At 75.2% G+C, this 18,767-nt stretch carries 18 protein-coding genes; 6 read left to right on the top strand and 12 right to left on the bottom strand.

Annotated features, from left to right (window positions below; genetic code table 11):
* Positions 1-33 precede the first annotated feature (33 nt).
* Both mftD and ACI79Q_RS11145 read left to right on the top strand, forming a co-directional pair.
* Positions 34-1,326 carry a pre-mycofactocin synthase MftD gene (mftD, locus tag ACI79Q_RS11150; RefSeq protein WP_456613560.1) on the top strand — a complete coding sequence of 431 codons (1,293 nt, stop codon included), beginning with the start codon at positions 34-36 and terminating at the stop codon, positions 1,324-1,326.
* Between the two features lie 32 nt (positions 1,327-1,358).
* On the top strand, positions 1,359-1,775 hold the full coding sequence (locus ACI79Q_RS11145) for a DUF1707 SHOCT-like domain-containing protein (protein ID WP_456591161.1): 417 nt from the start codon (positions 1,359-1,361) through the stop codon (positions 1,773-1,775).
* Here ACI79Q_RS11145 and ACI79Q_RS11140 read toward each other — a convergent pair.
* Both ACI79Q_RS11140 and ACI79Q_RS11135 read right to left on the bottom strand, forming a co-directional pair.
* Positions 1,772-2,296, bottom strand: coding sequence for a hypothetical protein (locus ACI79Q_RS11140; RefSeq protein ID WP_456591160.1), 525 nt, complete (start codon positions 2,294-2,296; stop codon positions 1,772-1,774). The two genes, ACI79Q_RS11145 and ACI79Q_RS11140, sit on opposite strands and share 4 nt — an antisense overlap.
* Before the next feature lie 105 nt (positions 2,297-2,401).
* Entirely contained in the window at positions 2,402-3,844 is a 1,443-nt protein-coding gene (locus tag ACI79Q_RS11135; protein WP_456614695.1) for a bifunctional 3-(3-hydroxy-phenyl)propionate/3-hydroxycinnamic acid hydroxylase, read from the bottom strand.
* A 167-nt stretch (positions 3,845-4,011) separates the two neighbouring features.
* On the opposite strand from ACI79Q_RS11135, the gene ACI79Q_RS11130 reads away from it, so the two are divergent.
* The 3 genes from ACI79Q_RS11130 to ACI79Q_RS11120 all read left to right on the top strand — a co-directional run bounded on the left by ACI79Q_RS11130 (position 4,012) and on the right by ACI79Q_RS11120 (position 7,190).
* Positions 4,012-5,139 carry an NDMA-dependent alcohol dehydrogenase gene (locus ACI79Q_RS11130; RefSeq protein WP_456591158.1) on the top strand — a complete coding sequence of 376 codons (1,128 nt, stop codon included), beginning with the start codon at positions 4,012-4,014 and terminating at the stop codon, positions 5,137-5,139.
* Positions 5,140-5,280: 141 nt separating this feature from the next.
* Positions 5,281-6,174 (top strand): AAA family ATPase, encoded by an 894-nt coding sequence (locus ACI79Q_RS11125; RefSeq protein WP_456599645.1) that lies wholly within the window; start codon positions 5,281-5,283, stop codon positions 6,172-6,174.
* A gap of 215 nt (positions 6,175-6,389) precedes the next feature.
* Positions 6,390-7,190, top strand: a complete 801-nt coding sequence (locus tag ACI79Q_RS11120; RefSeq protein WP_456614694.1) for a vWA domain-containing protein — start codon at positions 6,390-6,392, stop codon at positions 7,188-7,190.
* A gap of 26 nt (positions 7,191-7,216) precedes the next feature.
* Here the strand turns inward: ACI79Q_RS11120 and ACI79Q_RS11115 are convergent, their stop codons facing one another.
* The 5 genes from ACI79Q_RS11115 to ACI79Q_RS11095 all read right to left on the bottom strand — a co-directional run bounded on the left by ACI79Q_RS11115 (position 7,217) and on the right by ACI79Q_RS11095 (position 11,800).
* Complete coding sequence (locus ACI79Q_RS11115; protein ID WP_456613563.1) at positions 7,217-7,888, bottom strand: hypothetical protein; 672 nt, start codon at positions 7,886-7,888, stop codon at positions 7,217-7,219.
* A gap of 116 nt (positions 7,889-8,004) precedes the next feature.
* Positions 8,005-8,577: an MOSC domain-containing protein gene (locus ACI79Q_RS11110; protein ID WP_456591154.1), complete on the bottom strand. Its 573-nt coding sequence runs from the start codon at positions 8,575-8,577 to the stop codon at positions 8,005-8,007.
* A gap of 5 nt (positions 8,578-8,582) precedes the next feature.
* Entirely contained in the window at positions 8,583-9,758 is a 1,176-nt protein-coding gene (locus tag ACI79Q_RS11105; RefSeq protein WP_456591153.1) for an XdhC family protein, read from the bottom strand.
* Positions 9,739-10,920 (bottom strand): vWA domain-containing protein, encoded by a 1,182-nt coding sequence (locus ACI79Q_RS11100; protein WP_456599650.1) that lies wholly within the window; start codon positions 10,918-10,920, stop codon positions 9,739-9,741. The genes ACI79Q_RS11105 and ACI79Q_RS11100 overlap by 20 nt, the downstream gene beginning before the upstream one ends.
* Positions 10,913-11,800, bottom strand: coding sequence for an AAA family ATPase (locus ACI79Q_RS11095; RefSeq protein WP_456591151.1), 888 nt, complete (start codon positions 11,798-11,800; stop codon positions 10,913-10,915). The genes ACI79Q_RS11100 and ACI79Q_RS11095 overlap by 8 nt, the downstream gene beginning before the upstream one ends.
* A gap of 72 nt (positions 11,801-11,872) precedes the next feature.
* Here ACI79Q_RS11095 and ACI79Q_RS11090 point away from each other — a divergent pair, with 72 nt between their 5' ends.
* The gene (locus tag ACI79Q_RS11090; protein WP_456591150.1) at positions 11,873-13,168 is read left to right on the top strand and encodes a M18 family aminopeptidase; all 1,296 of its coding nucleotides are present in this window, start codon (positions 11,873-11,875) and stop codon (positions 13,166-13,168) included.
* Between the two features lie 38 nt (positions 13,169-13,206).
* Here the strand turns inward: ACI79Q_RS11090 and ACI79Q_RS11085 are convergent, their stop codons facing one another.
* The 5 genes from ACI79Q_RS11085 to ACI79Q_RS11065 form a co-directional block, all read right to left on the bottom strand.
* Positions 13,207-14,748 (bottom strand): class I adenylate-forming enzyme family protein, encoded by a 1,542-nt coding sequence (locus ACI79Q_RS11085; RefSeq protein ID WP_456614693.1) that lies wholly within the window; start codon positions 14,746-14,748, stop codon positions 13,207-13,209.
* Between the two features lie 21 nt (positions 14,749-14,769).
* A complete protein-coding gene (locus tag ACI79Q_RS11080) occupies positions 14,770-15,279 on the bottom strand; it encodes a PaaI family thioesterase (protein ID WP_456590218.1) in 510 nt (169 codons plus the stop codon).
* Complete coding sequence (locus tag ACI79Q_RS11075) at positions 15,272-16,897, bottom strand: acyl-CoA dehydrogenase family protein (RefSeq protein WP_456590217.1); 1,626 nt, start codon at positions 16,895-16,897, stop codon at positions 15,272-15,274. Before ACI79Q_RS11075 ends, ACI79Q_RS11080 begins: the two co-directional genes overlap by 8 nt.
* Positions 16,894-17,523, bottom strand: a complete 630-nt coding sequence (locus tag ACI79Q_RS11070; RefSeq protein ID WP_456590216.1) for a TetR/AcrR family transcriptional regulator — start codon at positions 17,521-17,523, stop codon at positions 16,894-16,896. Before ACI79Q_RS11070 ends, ACI79Q_RS11075 begins: the two co-directional genes overlap by 4 nt.
* Positions 17,524-17,703: 180 nt before the next feature.
* Positions 17,704-18,528: a DUF2382 domain-containing protein gene (locus ACI79Q_RS11065; RefSeq protein WP_456599652.1), complete on the bottom strand. Its 825-nt coding sequence runs from the start codon at positions 18,526-18,528 to the stop codon at positions 17,704-17,706.
* Positions 18,529-18,767 lie beyond the last annotated feature (239 nt).

The following is an 18,767-nucleotide window of genomic DNA, read 5'->3' as shown; positions in this document are numbered from 1 at the left end:
GGCGTCTCACCCGCGGCGCTAGCCTGGCACTCAGTGCCACCGGCCTCGCGCCGGCCCACCGCCCGGCGCACCGGGCCGACGAAGGAGATGCCCATGGCCAACGCGTGGTTCGAATCGGTCGCCGAGGCGCAGCGCCGGGCGAAGAAGCGGCTGCCGAAGGGCGTCTACGGCGCGCTGGTCGCCGGCTCCGAGCGCGGCCTGACCCTCGAGGACAACCTCGCCGCCTTCGCCGAGATCGGCTTCGCGCCGCACACCGCCGGGCTGGCCAACGAGCGGAACACGGCCGTGACGGTCATGGGCCAGCCCATGTCGATGCCGGTCATGATCAGCCCGACCGGCGTGCAGGCCGTCCACCCCGACGGTGAGGTGGCCGTCGCGCGGGCCGCTGCCGCCCGCGGGGTGGCCATGGGCCTGTCGAGCTTCGCCAGCAAGCCGATCGAGGAGGTCGTCGCAGCCAACCCGCAGACGTTCTTCCAGATGTACTGGGTGGGCACGCGCGACGAGATGCTCGCCCGGATGGACCGGGCGAAGCAGGCCGGGGCCGTCGGGATGATCGCGACCCTCGACTGGTCGTTCGCCTACGGCCGCGACTGGGGCAGCCCGTTCATCCCGGAGAAGATCGACTTCCAGGCCGCCCGCAAGTACGCGCCGCAGGTGCTGGTCAAGCCGCGCTGGCTGCTGGACTTCGCGAGGACCCGCAAGTTGCCCGACCTCACCGTGCCCAACATGGTGGCGACGCCGGGCGAGCCGGCGCCGACGTTCTTCGGCGCCTACGGCATGTGGCAGCAGTCGCCGATGCCCACGTGGGAGGACGTCGCCTGGCTGCGCTCCCAGTGGGACGGCCCGTTCATGCTCAAGGGCGTCATGCGGGTGGACGACGCCAAGCGCGCCGTCGACGCCGGCGTCACCGCCATCTCGGTGAGCAACCACGGCGGCAACAACCTCGACGGCACCCCCGCCTCGGTCCGGGCCCTGCCCGCGGTCGCCGACGCGGTGGGCGACCAGATCGAGGTGCTGCTCGACGGCGGGATCCGGCGCGGTGGCGACGTCGCCAAGGCCCTGGCGCTGGGCGCGAAGGCGGTCATGATCGGCCGCGCCTACCTCTGGGGCCTCGCCGCCAACGGCCAGGCCGGGGTGGAGAACGTCCTCGACCTGCTGCGCGACGGGCTCGGCTCCGCGATGGTCGGCCTCGGGCGTTCCGACGTCGCCGACCTCTCCCGCGACGACCTCGTCGTCCCCCCGGGGTTCGAGCGGGCACTCGGCGACACCGCGGTGGAGAACGCGCTCCTGGCCACCTCCCCGGCCCGGCGGCGCCGCGAGGCCTGACGCCGGGCCGGACGCCTGCCAGGATGTCCGGTGTGAGCCAGCCGGTCCGACCCGAGGACCTCCGCATCTCCGACGCCGAGCGCGCCGACGTGCAGGCCGGGCTGCAGCGGGCGCACGACGCCGGGCAGCTCGACCTGCACGAGTTCGACGAGCGGGTGCAGGCCGTGTGGGCGGCGCGGACCCGGGGCGACCTTGCCCGGGTCACCGCCGACCTGCCCGCGCTGCCCCCGCCCCCGGGGCCGCGCCGGGCGTTCAGCGACGACGACGCCGGCACCGCGATGAAGGTGCTCGTGATCATCTGGGCGTGCATCAGCCTGGTGAACCTGGTGGTCTGGGGGATCCTCGAGGCCACCGTGGGCGGGATCCACCCGTGGTGGCTCTACGTGGCGCTCCCGCCGGGTGCCGTGCTGGGCACCCTCTACGCGGTCGGCATCGGCCGGCCGCGTTAGCCGGCGTCGGGGTCCAGCAGCTCGGCCCGGCGCCGCAACCGCCGGGGCAGCACGAACCAGCCGTACGCCAGCAACCCGGCCAGGACCGCCACCCCGATCCACCACCAGGGTGACGCCTGCACGGCCAGGTAGACCGTCATCGCGAGGAGGACCACCGCGCCAACCACGCTGGGAACGCGGTTGCGCCGGCGTTCGGCGAGTGCGTGCTCCACCAGCGCGTAGGCGGCGGCGCGGGTCTCCGGGTCCTCGGGTACGGGCCCCCGCAGCGACGCCCGCCCGGCGGCGCGCCGGGCGCGTCCCCCCAGCACGCCGACCGCCTCTGCCTGGCGCCGGAGCTGCCCGTGCATCAGCGTCGCCCCGACCAGGCCTCCACCGATCGCCGCTCCGACGGCTCCGGGCACGGCAGCGCTCCAGCCCTGCCCGCCGAGGACCGCGACGCCGAACGCCGCACCCGCCCCGCAGAAGAGCCCCATGATGAGCCCCAGTTGCGTGCGCGACGCCCGCGTCAACCACTCGTTCACCGACCGAGGATCACCACACCCGCCCGCCGGGACAAGCGGTCGAGGCGCCCTCCTCGGCCGGAACACCCGTCCGGGTGCACCGGCTCTCGGCGGTGGGCGGGAGCCTCACCGGCGGACGGCGGCCACGATGCGGTCGGGGCGGACCCGCACCGCGGCGGCCGGCCCCAGCCATCGGCGCAGCGTGCCGCTGGGATCGACGATCCGCACCTCCGTCCCGTCGGCCCGGCGCACCACGAGCTCCGCGGACAGCTCGGCCCACCCCTCGCCGAGGACGTCGTCCAGCCGGCACGGCCGGCCGTCGACGAGCACCTCCGGCTGCGGGACCAGCGTCCCGGCCAGCCGGCGGCCGGCCCGGCCGCGGCGCGCCACCAGCGGGCCGCGGTGCAGCGGCGGGGTCCGGCTGTCGGTGGCCAGCCGGGCGACGGCCGGGATCCGCCGGACGGCGGTCAGCACGGCCCGGCGGGCGACGGCGCCCCCGCGCCCGCCGCCGGTCATCAGCCGCCCGAGCAGCAGCGCCACCCGGATCAGCGCCCGGGCGTGCGGCTCGCGCTCGGCCTGGTACGTGTCCAACAGCTCCTCACCGGCCTCCCCGGCCAGCACGGCGGCGAGCTTCCAGGCCAGCTGGTGCACATCGCGCAGCCCCAGGCCCAGGCCCTGCCCTACGAACGGCGGGGTGAGATGGGCGGCGTCTCCGGCCAGCAGCACCCGGCCGTCGCGCCAGCGGTCGGCCACCTGCGCCCGGAACGTGTACTCCACCGCACGGACCACCTCGACCTCCGTGCCGCGGGCGACCGGGGCCAGCAGCGCCGCCAGCCGGGCCGGGTCGGCGAGCTCCTCGGCCGTCTCGCCCGGCGCCAGCCGGAACTCCCAGCGGTAGCGGTCGCCGATCACCGGCATGAACGTGGCCGCCCGGCCCGGGTCGCAGACCTGGTGCACCCCCGGCCAGACCGGCAGCGGGACCGGCGCGCGCGCATCGACCACCAGCCAGCGGTCGGCGGGGCCGAGGTCACGCATCCGGGCGCCGATCAGCTTCCGCACGGTGCTGTTCGCGCCGTCGCAGCCGAGGACCCCCACCGCCCGGACGGAGCGGTCCGCCCCGGTCGCCCGGTCGGTCACCCGCACGGTCACCCCGCCGCCGTCCTGGTCGAGCCCGGTCACCTCGCTCCCGCGGTGCACCTCGATCCCGGGCGTCGACGCGACCGCGGCCGCCAGCACCTCCTCCAGATCGGGCTGGTGCACGAACGATCCCTGCGGCCAGCCGTTCGTGCCGGCGTCCGGGGCGCGCCGGAACTCGGCCAGCACCCGGTGGGCGGCGTCCAGCAGGCGCAGCCCGGCCATCGGCCGGCAGCGGGCGGCGACGTCGTCGGCCACGCCGGCCGCCTGCAGCACGCGGAACACCTCGTCGTCCAGGTGCACCGCGCGGGGCAGCGGATAGGGGGCCGCGTGCCGCTCCACGACGACGACGGGGAGCCCGGTGCGAGCCAGGAGCAGCGCGGCGGTGAGCCCGACGGGCCCCGCGCCGACGACGACGACCGGGGGGCGGGGCACCGGACCAGTGTGCGTGCCCCGAACGTTGCACCGAGGCCGGTGGGCCCGGCGCCAACGTTGCATGCCCCTTCCCAGGGTGTGATCGGGGTCATAGCGTGCGCGGCAGGCATGCGTGCCCGCGCATGAGGTGGACGGCCCTCGACGACGAGGGCGACGAGGAGGTTCCTGTGCCCGTGAACACCCGCGGCGCGATCCTGCGCTCAGCCCCCGGCAAGTGGGAGGTCACCGACCTGGTCGCCGACGACCCCCAGGTCGGTGAGCTCCAGGTGAAGCTCGCCGCCTCCGGCATGTGCCACTCCGACGACCACATCGCCACCGGGGACATGCCCGTCGGGCACTACCCCTTCCTCGGCGGCCACGAGGGCGCCGGCGTCGTCACCGCGGTGGGCCCCGGGACGAAGGACTTCGCGGAGGGTGACCACGTCGTCTTCTCCTTCCTCCCCGGCTGCGGCCGTTGCCGGTACTGCGCGAACGGCCAGCAGTACATCTGCGACTCCGGCGCCAACCTCCTGGTCGGCTCCCGCTGGGACGACGCCGAGAGCTTCCGCTTCCAGACCTCCGACGGCACCCCGGTCGGCCAGATGTGCGGACTGGGCACGTTCGCCGAGGTGACGACGGTCGACGTCCGCTCCACGGTCAAGATCCCGAAGGACATCCCGCTCGACGTCGCCTGCCTGGTCGGCTGCGGCGTCGGCACCGGCTGGGGCACCGCCGTGCAGGCCGGCGAGGTGCGGGCCGGCGACACCGTCATCGTCATGGGTGTCGGCGGCATCGGGATCAACGCCGTCCAGGGCGCTGCGCACGCCGGCGCGAGCCACGTCATCGCCGTCGACCCCATCGACTTCAAGCGCGAGAAGGCGATGGAGCTGGGCGCCACGCACGCCTTCGCGAGCATCGACGAGGCCGCCGAGTTCGGTCGCAGCGTCACCAACGGCCAGGGCGCGGACAAGGTCCTGATCACCGTCGGCGTGCTCAAGGGCGAGCACGTCGCCCAGGGCGTCGAGGCGCTCGGCAAGGGCGGCCGGGTGGTCATCACCGGCCTCGGCGACCTCACCGACGTCGGCATCCCGATCAACCCGAGCATGCTGGCGCTGTTCACCAAGGAGATCCGGGGCGCGCTGTTCGGGGACCAGAACCCCAGCGCCGACATGCTGAAGATGCTGCGGCTCTACCAGGAGGGTGCCATCAAGCTCGACGAGCTGATCACCAAGCGGTACAAGCTCGACGACATCAACCAGGGCTACGAGGACCTGCACGCCGGCAAGAACATCCGCGGCGTCATCGTCTACGACTGAGCCCCGGCCTCCGACCCCTGATGATCAGGTCACCTGATCATCAGGGGTCCTGGCTCACGGTCGACGGTGAGCCAGGACCACACCAGGTGAGCCAGGACGACGGGAGCTGAGCCAGGACGTGGCACCGGCCGGGACAGGATCGTGACCAGCACGCGCAGCGCCGCCCACCTCGACGTGGGCGGGATGGTCCGCGTGGCCCGTCAGCGCGTGGTGGACCGCCTGCGGGAGGCGGAGGTGGTCGCCGCGGCGCTCTCCGCCGGGCGCAACGTCGTGCTGGAGGGCCCACCCGGCACCGGCAAGACCACGCTGCTGCGCGCCCTGGCCGACGGCGCCGGGGTCCCCCTCGTGCTCGTCGAGGGCAACGCGGAGCTGACACCCACCCGGCTGGTCGGCCACCACGACGCCTCCCGGGTCCTCACCGAGGACTACCGGCCGGAGAACTTCGTGCCCGGGCCGCTCACCCGGGCCATGACCGAGGGTTCGCTGCTCTACGTCGAGGAGTTCAACCGGGTCCCCGAGGAGACGATGAACGTCCTGCTCGGTGTCCTCTCCGAGCGGGAGATGCACGTGCCCCGCTACGGCCGGGTCGCGGCGCGGCCCACCTTTCGGCTGGTGGCGGCGATGAACCCGTTCGACGCGGTGGGCACCGCGCGGGTCACACCGGCCCTCTACGACCGCTCCTGCCGGGTGGCGATGGCCTACCAGGACGAGGACGCCGAGCTGCGGGTGGTCGAGGCGGTGACCAGCGGGGAGGCAGCGCTGGTCGCCCGGGCGGTGCGGGCGGTCCGCATCACGCGCGACCACTCCGAGCTGCGCATCGGCGCCTCCGTGCGGGGGGCGATCGACACGGTGCTGATCGCCGTGGAGCTCGCCGCCGTCCGGGAGACCTCCCCCCTGCAGGAGGCGACCGGGCTCGACGCCGCCCTCGCCGCGCTCACCGGCAAGGTGACCCGGGGCGACGGCGTGGCGCGCCCGGTGGAGGACGTCGTCGCCGACATCTGGCGCCGGGCCGGTGAGGAGCTGGGAAAAGCCTGACGCCCGGGGAGGCGTCCCCCGGGCCGCCACCCCCGCCGGCGCCGGCCGGCGAGCGACCGGCGTCGGGCCCGCCCCGCGTCGTCGAGGACCCCGAGCAGGTCGAGGAGCTGCTGCGCACCCAGGGCGCGCGCCGGTCCAGCCGCGACGAGCTCTCCCGCAGCAACCCCGACTTCGACACCGTCTCGCCGGAGGCGGGGACCCTCGACGCCGAGGCCGTGGCCGACCTGGCCGCCCGCGACCCGGACGCTGCCGCCCGGGTGCTCGCCGCGGCCGCCCGCGCGTTCGACCCCCGGCTGCGCGCCGCGGCGCGGGCGCTGGCCGCACGGCTGCCCCTGGGCAATCCGCGCACCGGCACTCCCGACCGCCCCGGCACCAGCCGGATGATCACCCGGCGCGACCCGACCGGTTCGGACGTCGACCTCGACGCGACGCTGGCCGCGCGGGGGGCCGAGCCCCGGTGGCGCGCCGAGCACCTGCACACGAGGGGCTGGCGCTCCACCGGCCGCGCGGTGGTCCTGCTCGTCGACGCGTCGGGGTCGGTGGCCGGGGACGAACTCGCCGCCGCGGTGCTCACGGCGTCGGCCCTGGCCCAGCGCATGCGGCCGGGCGACGAGCTCGGCGTCGTCGCCTTCTGGTCGAAGGCCGTGGTGCTGCGCCCGCTGTCGGCCGATCCCCGCGCGGACGTCGTCGTCGACCGGCTCTGCGACCTCAGGGGCGGCGGCACCACCGACCTCGAGCTGGCGCTGCGGACGGCGGCGACGCAGCTCGCGCGCTCCCGCGCCGCCGACCGCCACGTGCTGCTGCTCTCCGACGGCGTCGCGACCGACAGCCCCGACCCGGTGGACGCCGCGGCGTCGCTGGCTCGCATACCGGCGCGGCTCCAGGTGCTCGCGCTGTCGGCCGAGGACGAGGCGATGACCTCCTGCACCACCCTCGCCGCCGCCGGCGGCGGGAGGGTGGCCGCGCTGCACCGGGCGTCGCAGGCCCCGTCAGCCGTCCGGGAGCTGCTGGGCTGACCGGCGCGACGCCGGGACAGCAGGCGTCAGGAGACGCCCATCATCGACATGAGGTCGATCGGGTCGGCGGGGGCGGAGATCTCCTCCTCCTCGCCGAACCGGCTGAAGGTGACGGTGCCGGAGTCGCCGCCCTCGCCGGTCGTGACCTGCAGCGGGTAGGCCGGCTCGTCGTCGGCGACGAACAACCGGCTGCCGTCCTCCTGCTCCACGACCACCACGTCCTCGCCGTCGAGCTCCTCGGAGCTGACCTCCTCGGCGATCTCGCTGTCCGGGTCGCGGAACTGCTGGACGAAACCGTCGAGGGAGATCTCCTCGAACTCGGCCACGGCCTCACCGGGGACGATCACCCAGCGGCCGTCGAACTGCGAGGCCATCTCCGCCGGCATGCCGAAGGAGGCCCAGAAGTCCGACGGTGCCTGCAGGTACACCTCGCCGTCGACCCGGAGCAGCTCGATCTCGGACCCGCCCATGGTCACCGAACCGGTGACGTCGTCGCCCTGCAGGTGCAGGTCGAGCTCGCCCTCCTCGCCGCCCTCCGCCATGGTGCCGGTGACGTGGAACGAACCGGCCTCCTCCAGGGCGTCGGCGGCCGCGTCGGCGACCTCGGGCCCGGTCATGCCGTCGAGCGGGCTGCTGCTCCCGCAGGCGGTGAGGAGCAGGGCGCTCGCGGCGGCGACGGCGAACTGGGGGATGCGCATGCGCACGGGAGGACCTCCGGAGTACACGTCTCCGGATCTCGGACGTCCGGCCGGACGGAATACTGCGGGGCGTGCGGCGCGACCGCCAGCAGCCGGTCCGCCCGGCGTGTCGCAGGTCAGCGGCGACCCGGCGCCAGGGAGCGGGCCCGCCCTGCCGCGGCGGGATCCAGCGGCACGGCGCTGGTCAGGACGGCGGGTCCCAGCTCGAGCCGGCCGTCGGAGAGCGCCGCGCAGCGCACCCCGCCGCGACCGCGCATCCCGCGGTGCGCGCCGGGCGCGAGGACCAGGTCCATCCAGGCGCAGGGGTTCGCCGCCCGCCCGCCGCGCAGCAGCACCGGTCCCGCGCCGCAGTCCAGCGCGAACTCCCGGCCGCGGAGCGCCTCCACCTCGGCACCCCGCAGCACCACGTTCCGCCGGGCCAGCAGCGGGTCGAACGGCGGGGCGCCCAGCTCGGCGGCGAGCGACTCCAGCGACTCCACCGCCAGCACCGTGACCTGGGCGTCCCGGTGGGCCGGCCGCCCGGCGTACCGGTCCCCGACGATGCCGACCCCCGCCCGGATCTCCAGCCGCTCCCGCCGGTCGTCGGCCTGCGCAGGCACCGCCGCGCCGGGGCGGCCGTCGTACCGGTGCGCCGGCGAGGCCAGCAGACCCACGACCTCCACCCCGTAGCGGAAGGGGAGCGCGGACACGTCCCTCAGCGGTCTCTCGGCCCCTCGGCAGGGGCCCGTCGCGAGCCTGCGAGTGGCGGGGGGCCGGGGGGTCCTTGATGGATGGGGCCCGACACCTCGGCCAGCCGCCGGCCGCTGCCGCCCCAGCGCCCCTGGATGATCTCCGCGGCGATCGACACCGCCGTCTCCTCCGGGGTGCGGGCACCGAGGTCCAGGCCGATCGGCGAGGAGAGCCGGGCCAGCTCCTCGTCGCCCAGCCCGGCTTCGCGCAACCGGGCGAGGCGCTCGTCGTGGGTGCGCCGCGAGCCCATCGCCCCGACGTAGGCGACCGGGGTGCGCAGCGCCACCTCGAGCAGCGGGACGTCGAACTTCGGGTCGTGGGTGAGCACGCAGAGCACCGTCCGCTCGTCGATGCGCCCGGCGTCGACCTCGGCCTGCAGGTAGCGGTGCGGCCACTCGACCACCACCTCGTGCGCCTCCGGGAAGCGCTTGGGGGTGGCGAACACCGGCCGGGCGTCGCAGACGGTGACCCGGTAGCCCAGGAACGCGCCGACCCGGGCGACGGCGGCGGCGAAGTCGATGGCGCCGAACACCACCATGCGGGCGGCCGGGGCGAAGGAGTTCACGAACAGGGTGAGGTCGTCGCCGCGCCGCTCGCCGTCGCGCCCCACGTGCAGCAGCCCGGTGCGGCCGCCGACGAGCATGCCGCGGGCGTCGTCGGCCACGGCGTCGTCCAGCCGCCGCGAGCCCAGCGTCCCCGAGGACCGGTCGGGCCAGAGCACCAGACGGCGCCCCAGCCGGTCGTCGGGGCCGGCGACCACGGTGACGACGGCGACCGGCTCGTGCCGCCCCACCGACTCCGCGACCTCCCCCAGCTCGGGGAAGGACTCGCGCGACACCGCCTCCACGAAGACGTCGAGGATCCCGCCGCAGGTCAGCCCGACGGAGAAGGCGTCGTCGTCGCTGACCCCGTACCGGCGCAGCGTGGGCTCCCCGGTGGCGACGGCGTCCCTGGCCTCCTCGTACACCGCGCCCTCGACGCAGCCGCCGGAGACGCTGCCCACCGCCGTGCCGTCGGGTCCGACCAGCATCGACGCGCCGGCGGGCCGCGGCGCCGAGCGCCAGGTGCCCACCACGGTGCCCACGCCGACGGTCTCCCCCGCCTGCCACCAGCCGACCAGGTCATCGAGCACGTCTCGCATCCGGCAACTCCTCCCCAGATCTCCGGTGCTGCCCGCGCGGCTCCTGCAGCACCCCCGACAGCTCCTCGAACGCGGCCATGCTGTGCCCGGCCACGAAGTGGTCGACCGACGGCAGCGCCGCCTGCATCCCGCCGGTGAGGGGTTCGTACCCCGTCCGGCCCTTGTGCGGATTGACCCAGACGACGGCGTGCGCGAGCCGCCGCAGCCGGGCCATCTGCTCCCGGAGCAGCCCGGTGTCCCCACGCTCCCAGCCGTCGCTGCACACCACCACCACGGCGCCGCGCGCGGTGCCGCGCTGGCCCCACCGGTCGAGGAAGGCCTTGAGCACCTCGCCGAGCCGGGTACCGCCGGACCAGTCGGGGATCGCCTGCCCCCCGGCGGCCAGCGCCCGGTCCGGGTCGCGCAGCCGCAGCTCGCGGGTGACCCGGGTCAGCCGGGTGCCGATCGTGAACACCTCGGTCGACGCCGGCCGGGCCCGCACCGCCGCGTGGGCGAACCGCAGCAGCGCGTCGGCGTAGGGCGTCATCGACCCGGAGACGTCGACCAGCAGCACGACACGGCGGGGGCGCGGCCGCGGGCGGCGGTGCACCAGCCGGCTGACCTCGCCGCCCTCGCGCAGCGCCCGGCGCACGGTCCGGCCCGGGTGCACCCCGCCGTGGGCCGCCGGCCGCCGTCGCCGGGCCGGGCGCATCGGGGCGGCCGGGACCAGCAGGGCGAACAACCTGCGCAGGTGGGCGCGCTCGGCGTCGGTCAGCCCGGCGACGTCACGGTGTCGCAGCACCTCGTCCGCGCTGGCGCGGGCGGCCAGGTCGGGGGTGTCCGGGTCCTCGTCCCCCTCGCCGGTGCCCGCGTCGAGCGGCGCGCTCGCGGCCAGCTGCGGCCGCACCTGCACCGGTGCCGGGGCGGGGCGCGGGCGTCGCCCGGAGAACCAGGCCAGGAAGGCCGCGTCGTAGCGGTCGAGGTCGTCGGGGCCGGCGCAGAGGGTCAGCCGGCCGGCCCAGTAGACCGCCGACGGCTGGAGGACGTCGAGGTGACCCAGGGCGGCGAGCATGGCCTGGACCCGGTCCGGGGAGGCGGTCACGCCCGCGTGCCGCAGCGTCCGGGCGAAGCCCAGCACGGTGTCGACGACGTCCCGCTCCGCCGTCCCCGACGCGTCAGCCACCGAGCAGCGCCTCCGGGTCCAGCGACCGCACCCGCTCGGTGTCCTCCCGGTACTTGAGCACCGCGCCGAGCGTCCGCGCCGCCAGGTCGGGGTCCAGGTCCCGGGCCCCGAGCGTGTGCAGCGCCGTCGCCCAGTCCATCGCCTCCGCGACCCCGGGCGGCTTGAGCAGGTCGAGGGTGCGCAGCGTCGCCGTCGCCCGGGCCACCTGCCGGGCCAGCTCGTCGGTGACCTGGGGCAGCCGACGGCGCAGAATCGCCACCTCGCGGTCGAAGTCGGGGTGCGCCAGCCAGTGGTACAGGCAGCGCCGCTTGAGCGCGTCGTGCACCTCGCGGGTGCGGTTGGAGGTGAGGACCACCAGCGGCGGGGTCTCCGCCCGCACCGTGCCGAGCTCCGGGATGGAGATGGTGAAGTCCGACAGCACCTCCAGCAGGAACGCCTCGAACTCGTCGTCGGCGCGGTCCACCTCGTCGACGAGCAGCACGCTCGGGGAGTCCTCCAGCGCCTGCAGCAGCGGCCGGGCCAGGAGGAACCGGCGGTCGTAGAGCGAGGCCTCCAGCCGCGCGGGGTCGTCGGCGGCGTGCGCGGCCTCGGCGGCGCGCAGGTGCAGCAGCTGACGGCCGAAGTCCCAGTCGTAGAGCGCCTGGCTGGCCTCGAGCCCCTCGTAGCACTGCAGCCGGTAGAGCGGCCGGCCGGTGATCTCCGCCAGCGCCTGGGCCAGCGCCGTCTTCCCGACGCCGGCCTCGCCCTCGAGGAACAGCGGCCGGTGCATGGCCAGCGCCAGGTGCGCGGCGGTGGCCAGCCCCTCGTCGGCGAGGTAGCCGGTGCCCGCCAGGGCGGCGGACAGCTCGTCGGGGCTCCCGGGGACCGTGCGCTGGCTCACCTCCCGAGCATCCCACCTGGGCGCTTCCTCCCGCTCCCCCGCCTCCGTCCGGGCGTCGGGCACGATGACCGCATGCCGACGCCGGATGCCGCCCCGACCGACGAGCTCGCCCTCGGCGACGACCTGCGGGCCTTCGTCGACGCCTCGCCGTCCCCCGCCCACGCGGTCGCCGAGCTGGCGCGCCGGCTGCGCGCAGCCGGGTTCACCGAGCTGGCCGAGGCGGACTCCTGGGCACCGGCGCCCGGCGGGCAGCACTTCGTCGTCCGGCACGGCAGCCTCATCGCCTTCCGGATGGGCAGCGGCCCGCTGGCCGAGACCGGGATGCGGCTGGTCGGCGCGCACACCGACTCGCCGACGTTCAAGGTGCGGCCGCGCAACGACGTCCGGCAGTCGGGGTACCGCCTGGTGGGCGTCGAGCCCTACGGCGGCGGGCTGTGGCACACCTGGCTGGACCGGGAGCTGACCGTGGCCGGGAGGCTGGTGCTGCGCGGGGGCGGGACGACCCTGGTGCGGCTGCCCGGCGCCCCGCTGCGGCTGCCCTCCCTCGCCATCCACCTCGACCGGAGCGTCCGCGAGGGGCTGACCCTCGACCCGCAGCAGCACCTGGTGCCGGTGTGGGACCGCGACCTCGGCACCGGGCCGGGGCTCACCGAGGCCCTCGCCGCCACGGCCGGGGTGGACGCCGGCGACGTCGTCGGCACCGACCTGGTGCTGGCCGACACCCAGCCGGCGTCGCGCGCCGGGGCGGACGGCACGTGGGTGGCCGCCCCCCGGCTCGACGACCTGGCCTGCTGCCACTCCGGGCTGCTGGCCCTGCTGGCCGCACCGGCCGGGGCACGCACGCAGCTGCTGGTCTGCAACGACCACGAGGAGGTGGGCAGCGGCTCCATGTCCGGCGCCCGCGGCAGCTTCCTCGAGGACGTCGTCCAGCGGCTGGCCGCGGCGACCGCTCCTGCGGATGCGCAGGCGGTGCACAGGGCGCTGGCCCGGTCGGTGCTCGTGTCGGCCGACATGGCCCACGCCGTGCACCCGACGCGCGCCGAGCGGCACGAGCCGGCGCACCGGCCCGAGCTCGGCGGCGGGCCGGTGCTCAAGGTGAACGCCAACCAGGCCTACGCCACCGACGCGGCCTCCGGGGGCTGGTTCACCGAGCGCTGCGACGACGCCGGCGTCCCGGTGCAGACGTTCGTCACGCGGGCGGACCTCCCGTGCGGGAGCACCATCGGCCCGCTGACGGCGACCAGGCTGGGAGTCACCACGGTCGACATCGGCGCCCCCATGCTCGCCATGCACTCCTGCCGGGAGCTGGCCTCGGCCCGCGACGTGCCGCTCATGGTGGGGGCACTCACCGCCTGCCTGGCTGGCTGACCGGTGGACCGCCGGGCCGCGCCCGGCGGTCCACCGGCTCAGGTGGCTGCCGGCGCCCGCTCGGCCAGGCCGTCGCGGATGACCTGCTTGGTGAGCTTGCCCGACGGGTTGCGCGGCAGCACGTCGACGGTCACCACCTCGCGCGGGAGCTTGTACCGCGCGAGCTTGTCCCCGAGGAAGTCCCGCACCTCGTCCAGGGTGATCCCCTCGCCGTCCGCGCTCACGCAGACGGCCACGACGGTCTCGCCCCACTCCTCGTGCGGCCGGCCGACGACGGCGACGTCGGCGATCCGGTCGTGACCGCGCAGGACCTCCTCGACCTCCTGCGAGTGCACGTTCTCCCCGCCGACGATGATCACGTCCTTGAGCCGGTCGACGATGAAGAGGTAGCCGTCCTCGTCCACCCGGGCGACGTCGCCGGTGCGGAACCAGGGGCCGACGAACACGTCGGCCGTGGCCTGCTCGTTGCCGTGGTAGCCGGCCATGCGGGTGTCGGCGCGCAGCCAGATCTCGCCCACGCCGCCCGGGCCGACGTCCGCGCCGTCGGCGGCGACCACGCGCAGATCGACACCGGGCATGCCACCCCGGCCGATCGATCCGGCCTTCGCCAGCTGCTCGGCCGGGTACAGCGCCGTGCCGACCGGGCCCATCTCGCTCATCCCGTACACCTGGAAGAAGCGGTCGGTGCCGTAGGCGTCGACCAGCGCCCGGGCCACCTGCTCGCCCAGCGGGGCGCCGCCGTAGAGCCACTTGTCCACGCTCGACAGGTCGGCGTCGGCCAGCGACAGCCGCCCCGCACGCGCCAGCTGCACCGGTGCCAGGTAGGCGATCGGCGCTCCGAAGAACGCGGTGACGCGGTGCCGCTCGACCGCCCGCAGGAAACCGGCGGGGTCGTACTCGCGCTGCAGGACCGTGGTGGCCCCGAGGAACACCATGGTCAGCAGCCAGTCGTTCAGCGGGGCGGCGTGCCAGATGGGCATCGCGAGCAGGAACCGCTCGTCCCGGGTGAACCCCAGGGTGCTGACGATCAGCGGCGCGACCGCCGAGATGGTGCGGTGGGTGTGCACGCAGCCCTTGGGAGAGCTCGTCGTGCCGGACGTGTAGAGGATCTCGGCCGGGGAGGCGTCGTCGTCCACGGCCGGGCCGGCCACAGGGGTCGCCGCGTCGACCAGCGTGTCGAGGTGGGGTAGCCCCCCGGCGCCGGTCTCCGTGGTCAGCCAGGTCGTGCCCGGACTGGCCTCGGTCGCCGTGCCGGCGAGGGCGCCGGCGACGACGCCCACGGTCGCGCCGCTGTGCTCGACGGCGTACCTGACCTCGGGGACGGCGAGCTTGTGGTTCACCGGCACCAGCACCCCGCCGGCGAACCAGGTGCCGAAGGCACCGATGACGAAGCCCGGGGTGTTGTACGTCATCACCGCGACCCGGTCGCCGGGCCGGACGCCGGCGTCGATGAGCACCCGGGCCGCCCGGCGGGCCCGGTCCAGCAGCTCGGCGTAGGTGATCGCCCCGTCGTCGGTGACCAGGGCCTCCTTGGTGGGCACGAGGCGGGCGGCACGCTCGAGCACGGCGGTCAGGTGCATGGATGGGTCCTCCGGGTCGGGTCAGGGAGTGGCGGCGCGGTCGGCCGCGCCGCCGGGTCGGGGAGGCGCCGGCCGCACGGCGACGACGGTGCCCTGGGCGATGGCGACCGGGGTCGTGGCACCGGCGTCGTCCACGGACAGGACCTCGCAGTGGCACACGGCCCTCCGTCCGGTCGTGTGGACCACGGACGCGCGCGCCCGGAGGGTGCGGCCCCGTGCCGGCGCCAGGTAGTCGAGGGTGAGGCTCCCGGTCAGCACGGCCGGTCCGAGCACCGAGCCACCGGCGAAGGTGACCGCGTTGTCGGCTGCGTAGGCCAGCACACCGCCGTGCACGTGGCCGTTCTGCTGGGTCAGCTCCGGGCGCACCGACAGCTCGAGGACGGCCGCGCCGTCGCCGAAGCCGGTGAGCCGCGCACCGAGGAGCCGGCTGAACGGCTGGTCCGCGAGCACGCGTTCGGCGATGGCCGGTGACAGCGGGGGATCGGCGGCCCGGGTCACCGGCGCCGTCGCGTCCACTGCCGGATCAGGCACGGGCGACGATGGCGGCGAGGTCCAGCGAGGGGTCCAGGGCGCCGTACTCGAGGGCGCGCTCCTCACCCAGCCGCGCGGCGACGAAGGCGTCGGCGACGGCGCCGGGCGCCTCGCGGATCACGACGGCGCCCTGCAGGGCCAGCGCGAGCGACTCCACCACCCGCCGCGCGAGGCCGGGCGCGGCCGCGGGGTCCGCCTGCGCCCGGGCGAGGAGCCGCCGGGTGGTCGCGACGTGCGCGTCGAATTCCCGGTGCTGCCCGAGCGCGGAGGAGATCTCCCGGTCGACGGCCTCGACCGACCGGGGCTCGCGCGCCATGGCTCGCAGCACGTCGAGGGCGATGACGTTGCCCGAGCCCTCCCAGATCGCCATCACCGGCTGCTCCCGGTAGCGGCGGGCCAGCGGGAAGCTCTCGGTGTAGCCGTTGCCGCCCAGGCACTCCATCGCCTCGTAGGCGTGGTTCGGCCCGCGCTTGCAGACCCAGTACTTGGCCACCGCGGTGGCCAGCCGGCGGAAGGCGACCGACTCCTCGTCCTCGCTGTCGTAGGCGGCGGCCAGCCGCAGTGCCGTCCAGGTGGCGGCCTCGGCCTCCAGCTGCAGGTCGGCGAGGACTGCGGTCATCGCCGGCTGGTCGACCAGCGTGGCACCGAACGCGCTGCGGTGCCGGGCGTGCCAGGCCGCCTCCGCGACGGCCTGCCGCATGCCGGCGGCGCTGCCCAGGACGCAGTCCAGGCGGGTCTGGCCGACCATCTCGATGATGGTGCGCACGCCGCGCCCCTCCTCCCCGAGGAGCCACCCGACGGTCCCGTCCAGCTCGATCTCGGAGGAGGCGTTGGACTTGTTCCCCAGCTTGTCCTTGAGCCGCTGGATGCGGAACACGTTGCGCTCGCCGCCGGGCAGCACCCGGGGGACGAGGAAGCAGGACAGCCCGCTGCCGGTCTGGGCGAGGACGAGGAACGCATCGGACTGCGGCGCCGAGCAGAACCACTTGTGCCCGGTGAGCCGCCAGGTGCCGTCACCGGCGTCGACGGCGCGGGTGGTGTTGGCCCGCACGTCGGAGCCGCCCTGCTTCTCGGTCATCGCCATGCCGAAGATCGCCGAGGGCTTGGTGGCCGGGTCGCGCAGCTCGGGGTCGTAGTCGCGCGAGTACACCCGGGGCAGCCACTCCGCGGCGAGCTCGGGCGAGTGCCGGAGGGAGGGCACGACGGCGTGGGTCATGCTCACCGGGCAGGAGTGGCCCGCCTCCACCTGGGCGAAGAGCATGAAGGTGGCCGCGCGGGCGACGTGCGCACCCGGCCTCGGGGCGGACCAGCAGCTGGTGTGCGCCCCGTGCTCGACCGCCGCGCCGATGATCCGGTGGTAGGCGGGGTGGAACTCCACCGCGTCGACCCGGTGGCCCCACCGGTCGTGGCCGGCGAAGACGGGGGGATGGGTGTTGGCCAGCTCGGCGTCGCGCTGGAAGTCCGCCCGCCCCACCAGCACGCCGACCTCGCCGAGCGCCTCGTCCGCCCACTGCGCGTCGTAGCGCTTGACCGCCTCGGTCAGCACCGCGTTCGTCCGGTACTCGTCGATGTCCACCCGCGGTGGCGCCTGGTTGAACACCTCGTGCGTGCTGGTCACTGGAGCTCCTCCGCACCCAGGGCCCGGAAGCAGAAGCTCCGGATCCCGGTGATCACGTCGTGGTCGGTGGTGGGGGTGGTCGTCGCCGGGCCGAGGGGGCGGAGCCGGTCGACGAGCGCCTCGGAGATGGCCCCCATCACGGCCGACGCGGCGAGGACCACGTCCTGCTCGACGAAGACGCCCTCGGCGATGCCGTCGTGGACGATCTGCTCGCCCAGTTCGGTGTAGGAGCGGCGGAAGACCAGGCGCTCGGCGTCGACCCCGGACGTGACCGGCTCGAAGAGCAGGGCCCAGGCCATGCGCCGCCCCTGCAGCGCCCGCCCGGCGAACGTGCGCACCAGCGCGTCCAGCCGGTCCGCGGGCCGGGGCCCGGCGTCGGCGACGGCGGTGCGGACGGCGGCGAGCTCGTGGGCGGCCGCGCTGCGGAACACCTCGGCGAGCAGGTACTCGCGGCTGTCGAAGTGCGAGTAGACCGAACCCACGCTGACGCCGGCCTCCCGGGCGATCGCGGCCACGGTCGCGGCGGCGAACCCGTGCCCGGCGACCAGGTGCCGGGCCGCAGCGAGGAGGGTCTCGCGCCTGCGCTCGGCGGTGCGCCGGGTGAGCTCGGTGGCGCGGTACGGCACGGCGCCCTCCCGATAAAGAAGTGAACCGCGGTTCAGTCGCGGACAGGAAGGAGTGAACCACGGTTCAGATCGGGCGCGCAAGGGGCCCGTGCCCGGACATGCTGACGGCGGCCGGCCGAGGAGAGATCTCCCCGGCCGGCCGCCGTTCGTCAGGTGCCCCGGCCCTCGGCCGGGGTGGGCTCACCGCCGACGGGCGTCGTCCGCGCCGTCGACCTCGACCTGCTCCTTGCGCACGTCGGCGCTGACCGTCTCCTGGTCGGTGACGGTCTCCTTGTCCATCCGGACGCGCTCGACCGGGACCGCCTCCTTGGCGACGACGGGCTTCTCGGCGTGGAGGGTGACCTCGTGCTCCTCCTCGCTGATGGCCGGCCCGTCCATCGCCTTACCGGCGTTGGCGTCGGTGATCGGCTCGCGCTCGACCCGGACCTCCTCGTGGGACACGGGGACGGTCTCGGTCACGTTCTCGCTCACCACGTACTTGCGCAGGCGGGCGCGACCGGTCTCCTCGCGGCGGGTGCCGACGTCCAGCCGCTCCTCCGAGCGGGTCATGGCGTCGTCCGTGGTCGGGCCGGAGGTGTCGCGGCCGACAGTGCCCCGGGTGTCGGTGCGGTCCGTGTCGGCCGTGCCGGTGGTCCCCGCCACGCCCGTGGTCTCGGTCATGGTGTCGGTGCGGCCGGTCGTCCCGGTCGTGCCCGTGCCCATGCCGTAGTACCGGTAGAGCTCCTCCTCCTCCTGCGGGGAGAGGTGACCGTCGGTGTCGATCTTGGGCGCGTCCTTGACGCGGTCCTTGCTCACCGGTACGCGGAGACCGTCGTCGGTCAGGTCGGCGTCACGGATGGGGACGAAGGACTCCTTCGTCCCGAACATGCCGGTCTTCACGGTGACCCACTCGGGCTGGCCGGTCTCGTCGTCCAGGTAGACCTCGGAGGCCGACCCGATCTTGCTGCCGGTCTCGTCGTAGACGTCCTGGCCGATCACTCGGCTGATGGTCTCGGTGCCGATCATCGTCGTTGTCGCTCCTATCTGAGCTCGGGGATGTTCGTCCCTCCGATGGGTGACCGGCACGGTCGCAGCGAAACGAACCGATCGAGACCGACGGCGGATCGACCCGGCCCGGAGCGCTCCGCCCGTCACGGTCCCGGAGCGCTCCACGGGCTCCGGAACGGCCATCGGCGCAGGTCACGCGCGTATCCGTGGCGCACCACCGGATCGCCCGTTGCGCCCGGCAACTGCCGCAGCCACGC

This window comes from Blastococcus sp. SYSU DS0828 (assembly GCF_054050975.1).
Note: the sequence above shows the minus strand (reverse complement) of the source record. Positions and strands in the feature narration are given on the sequence as shown.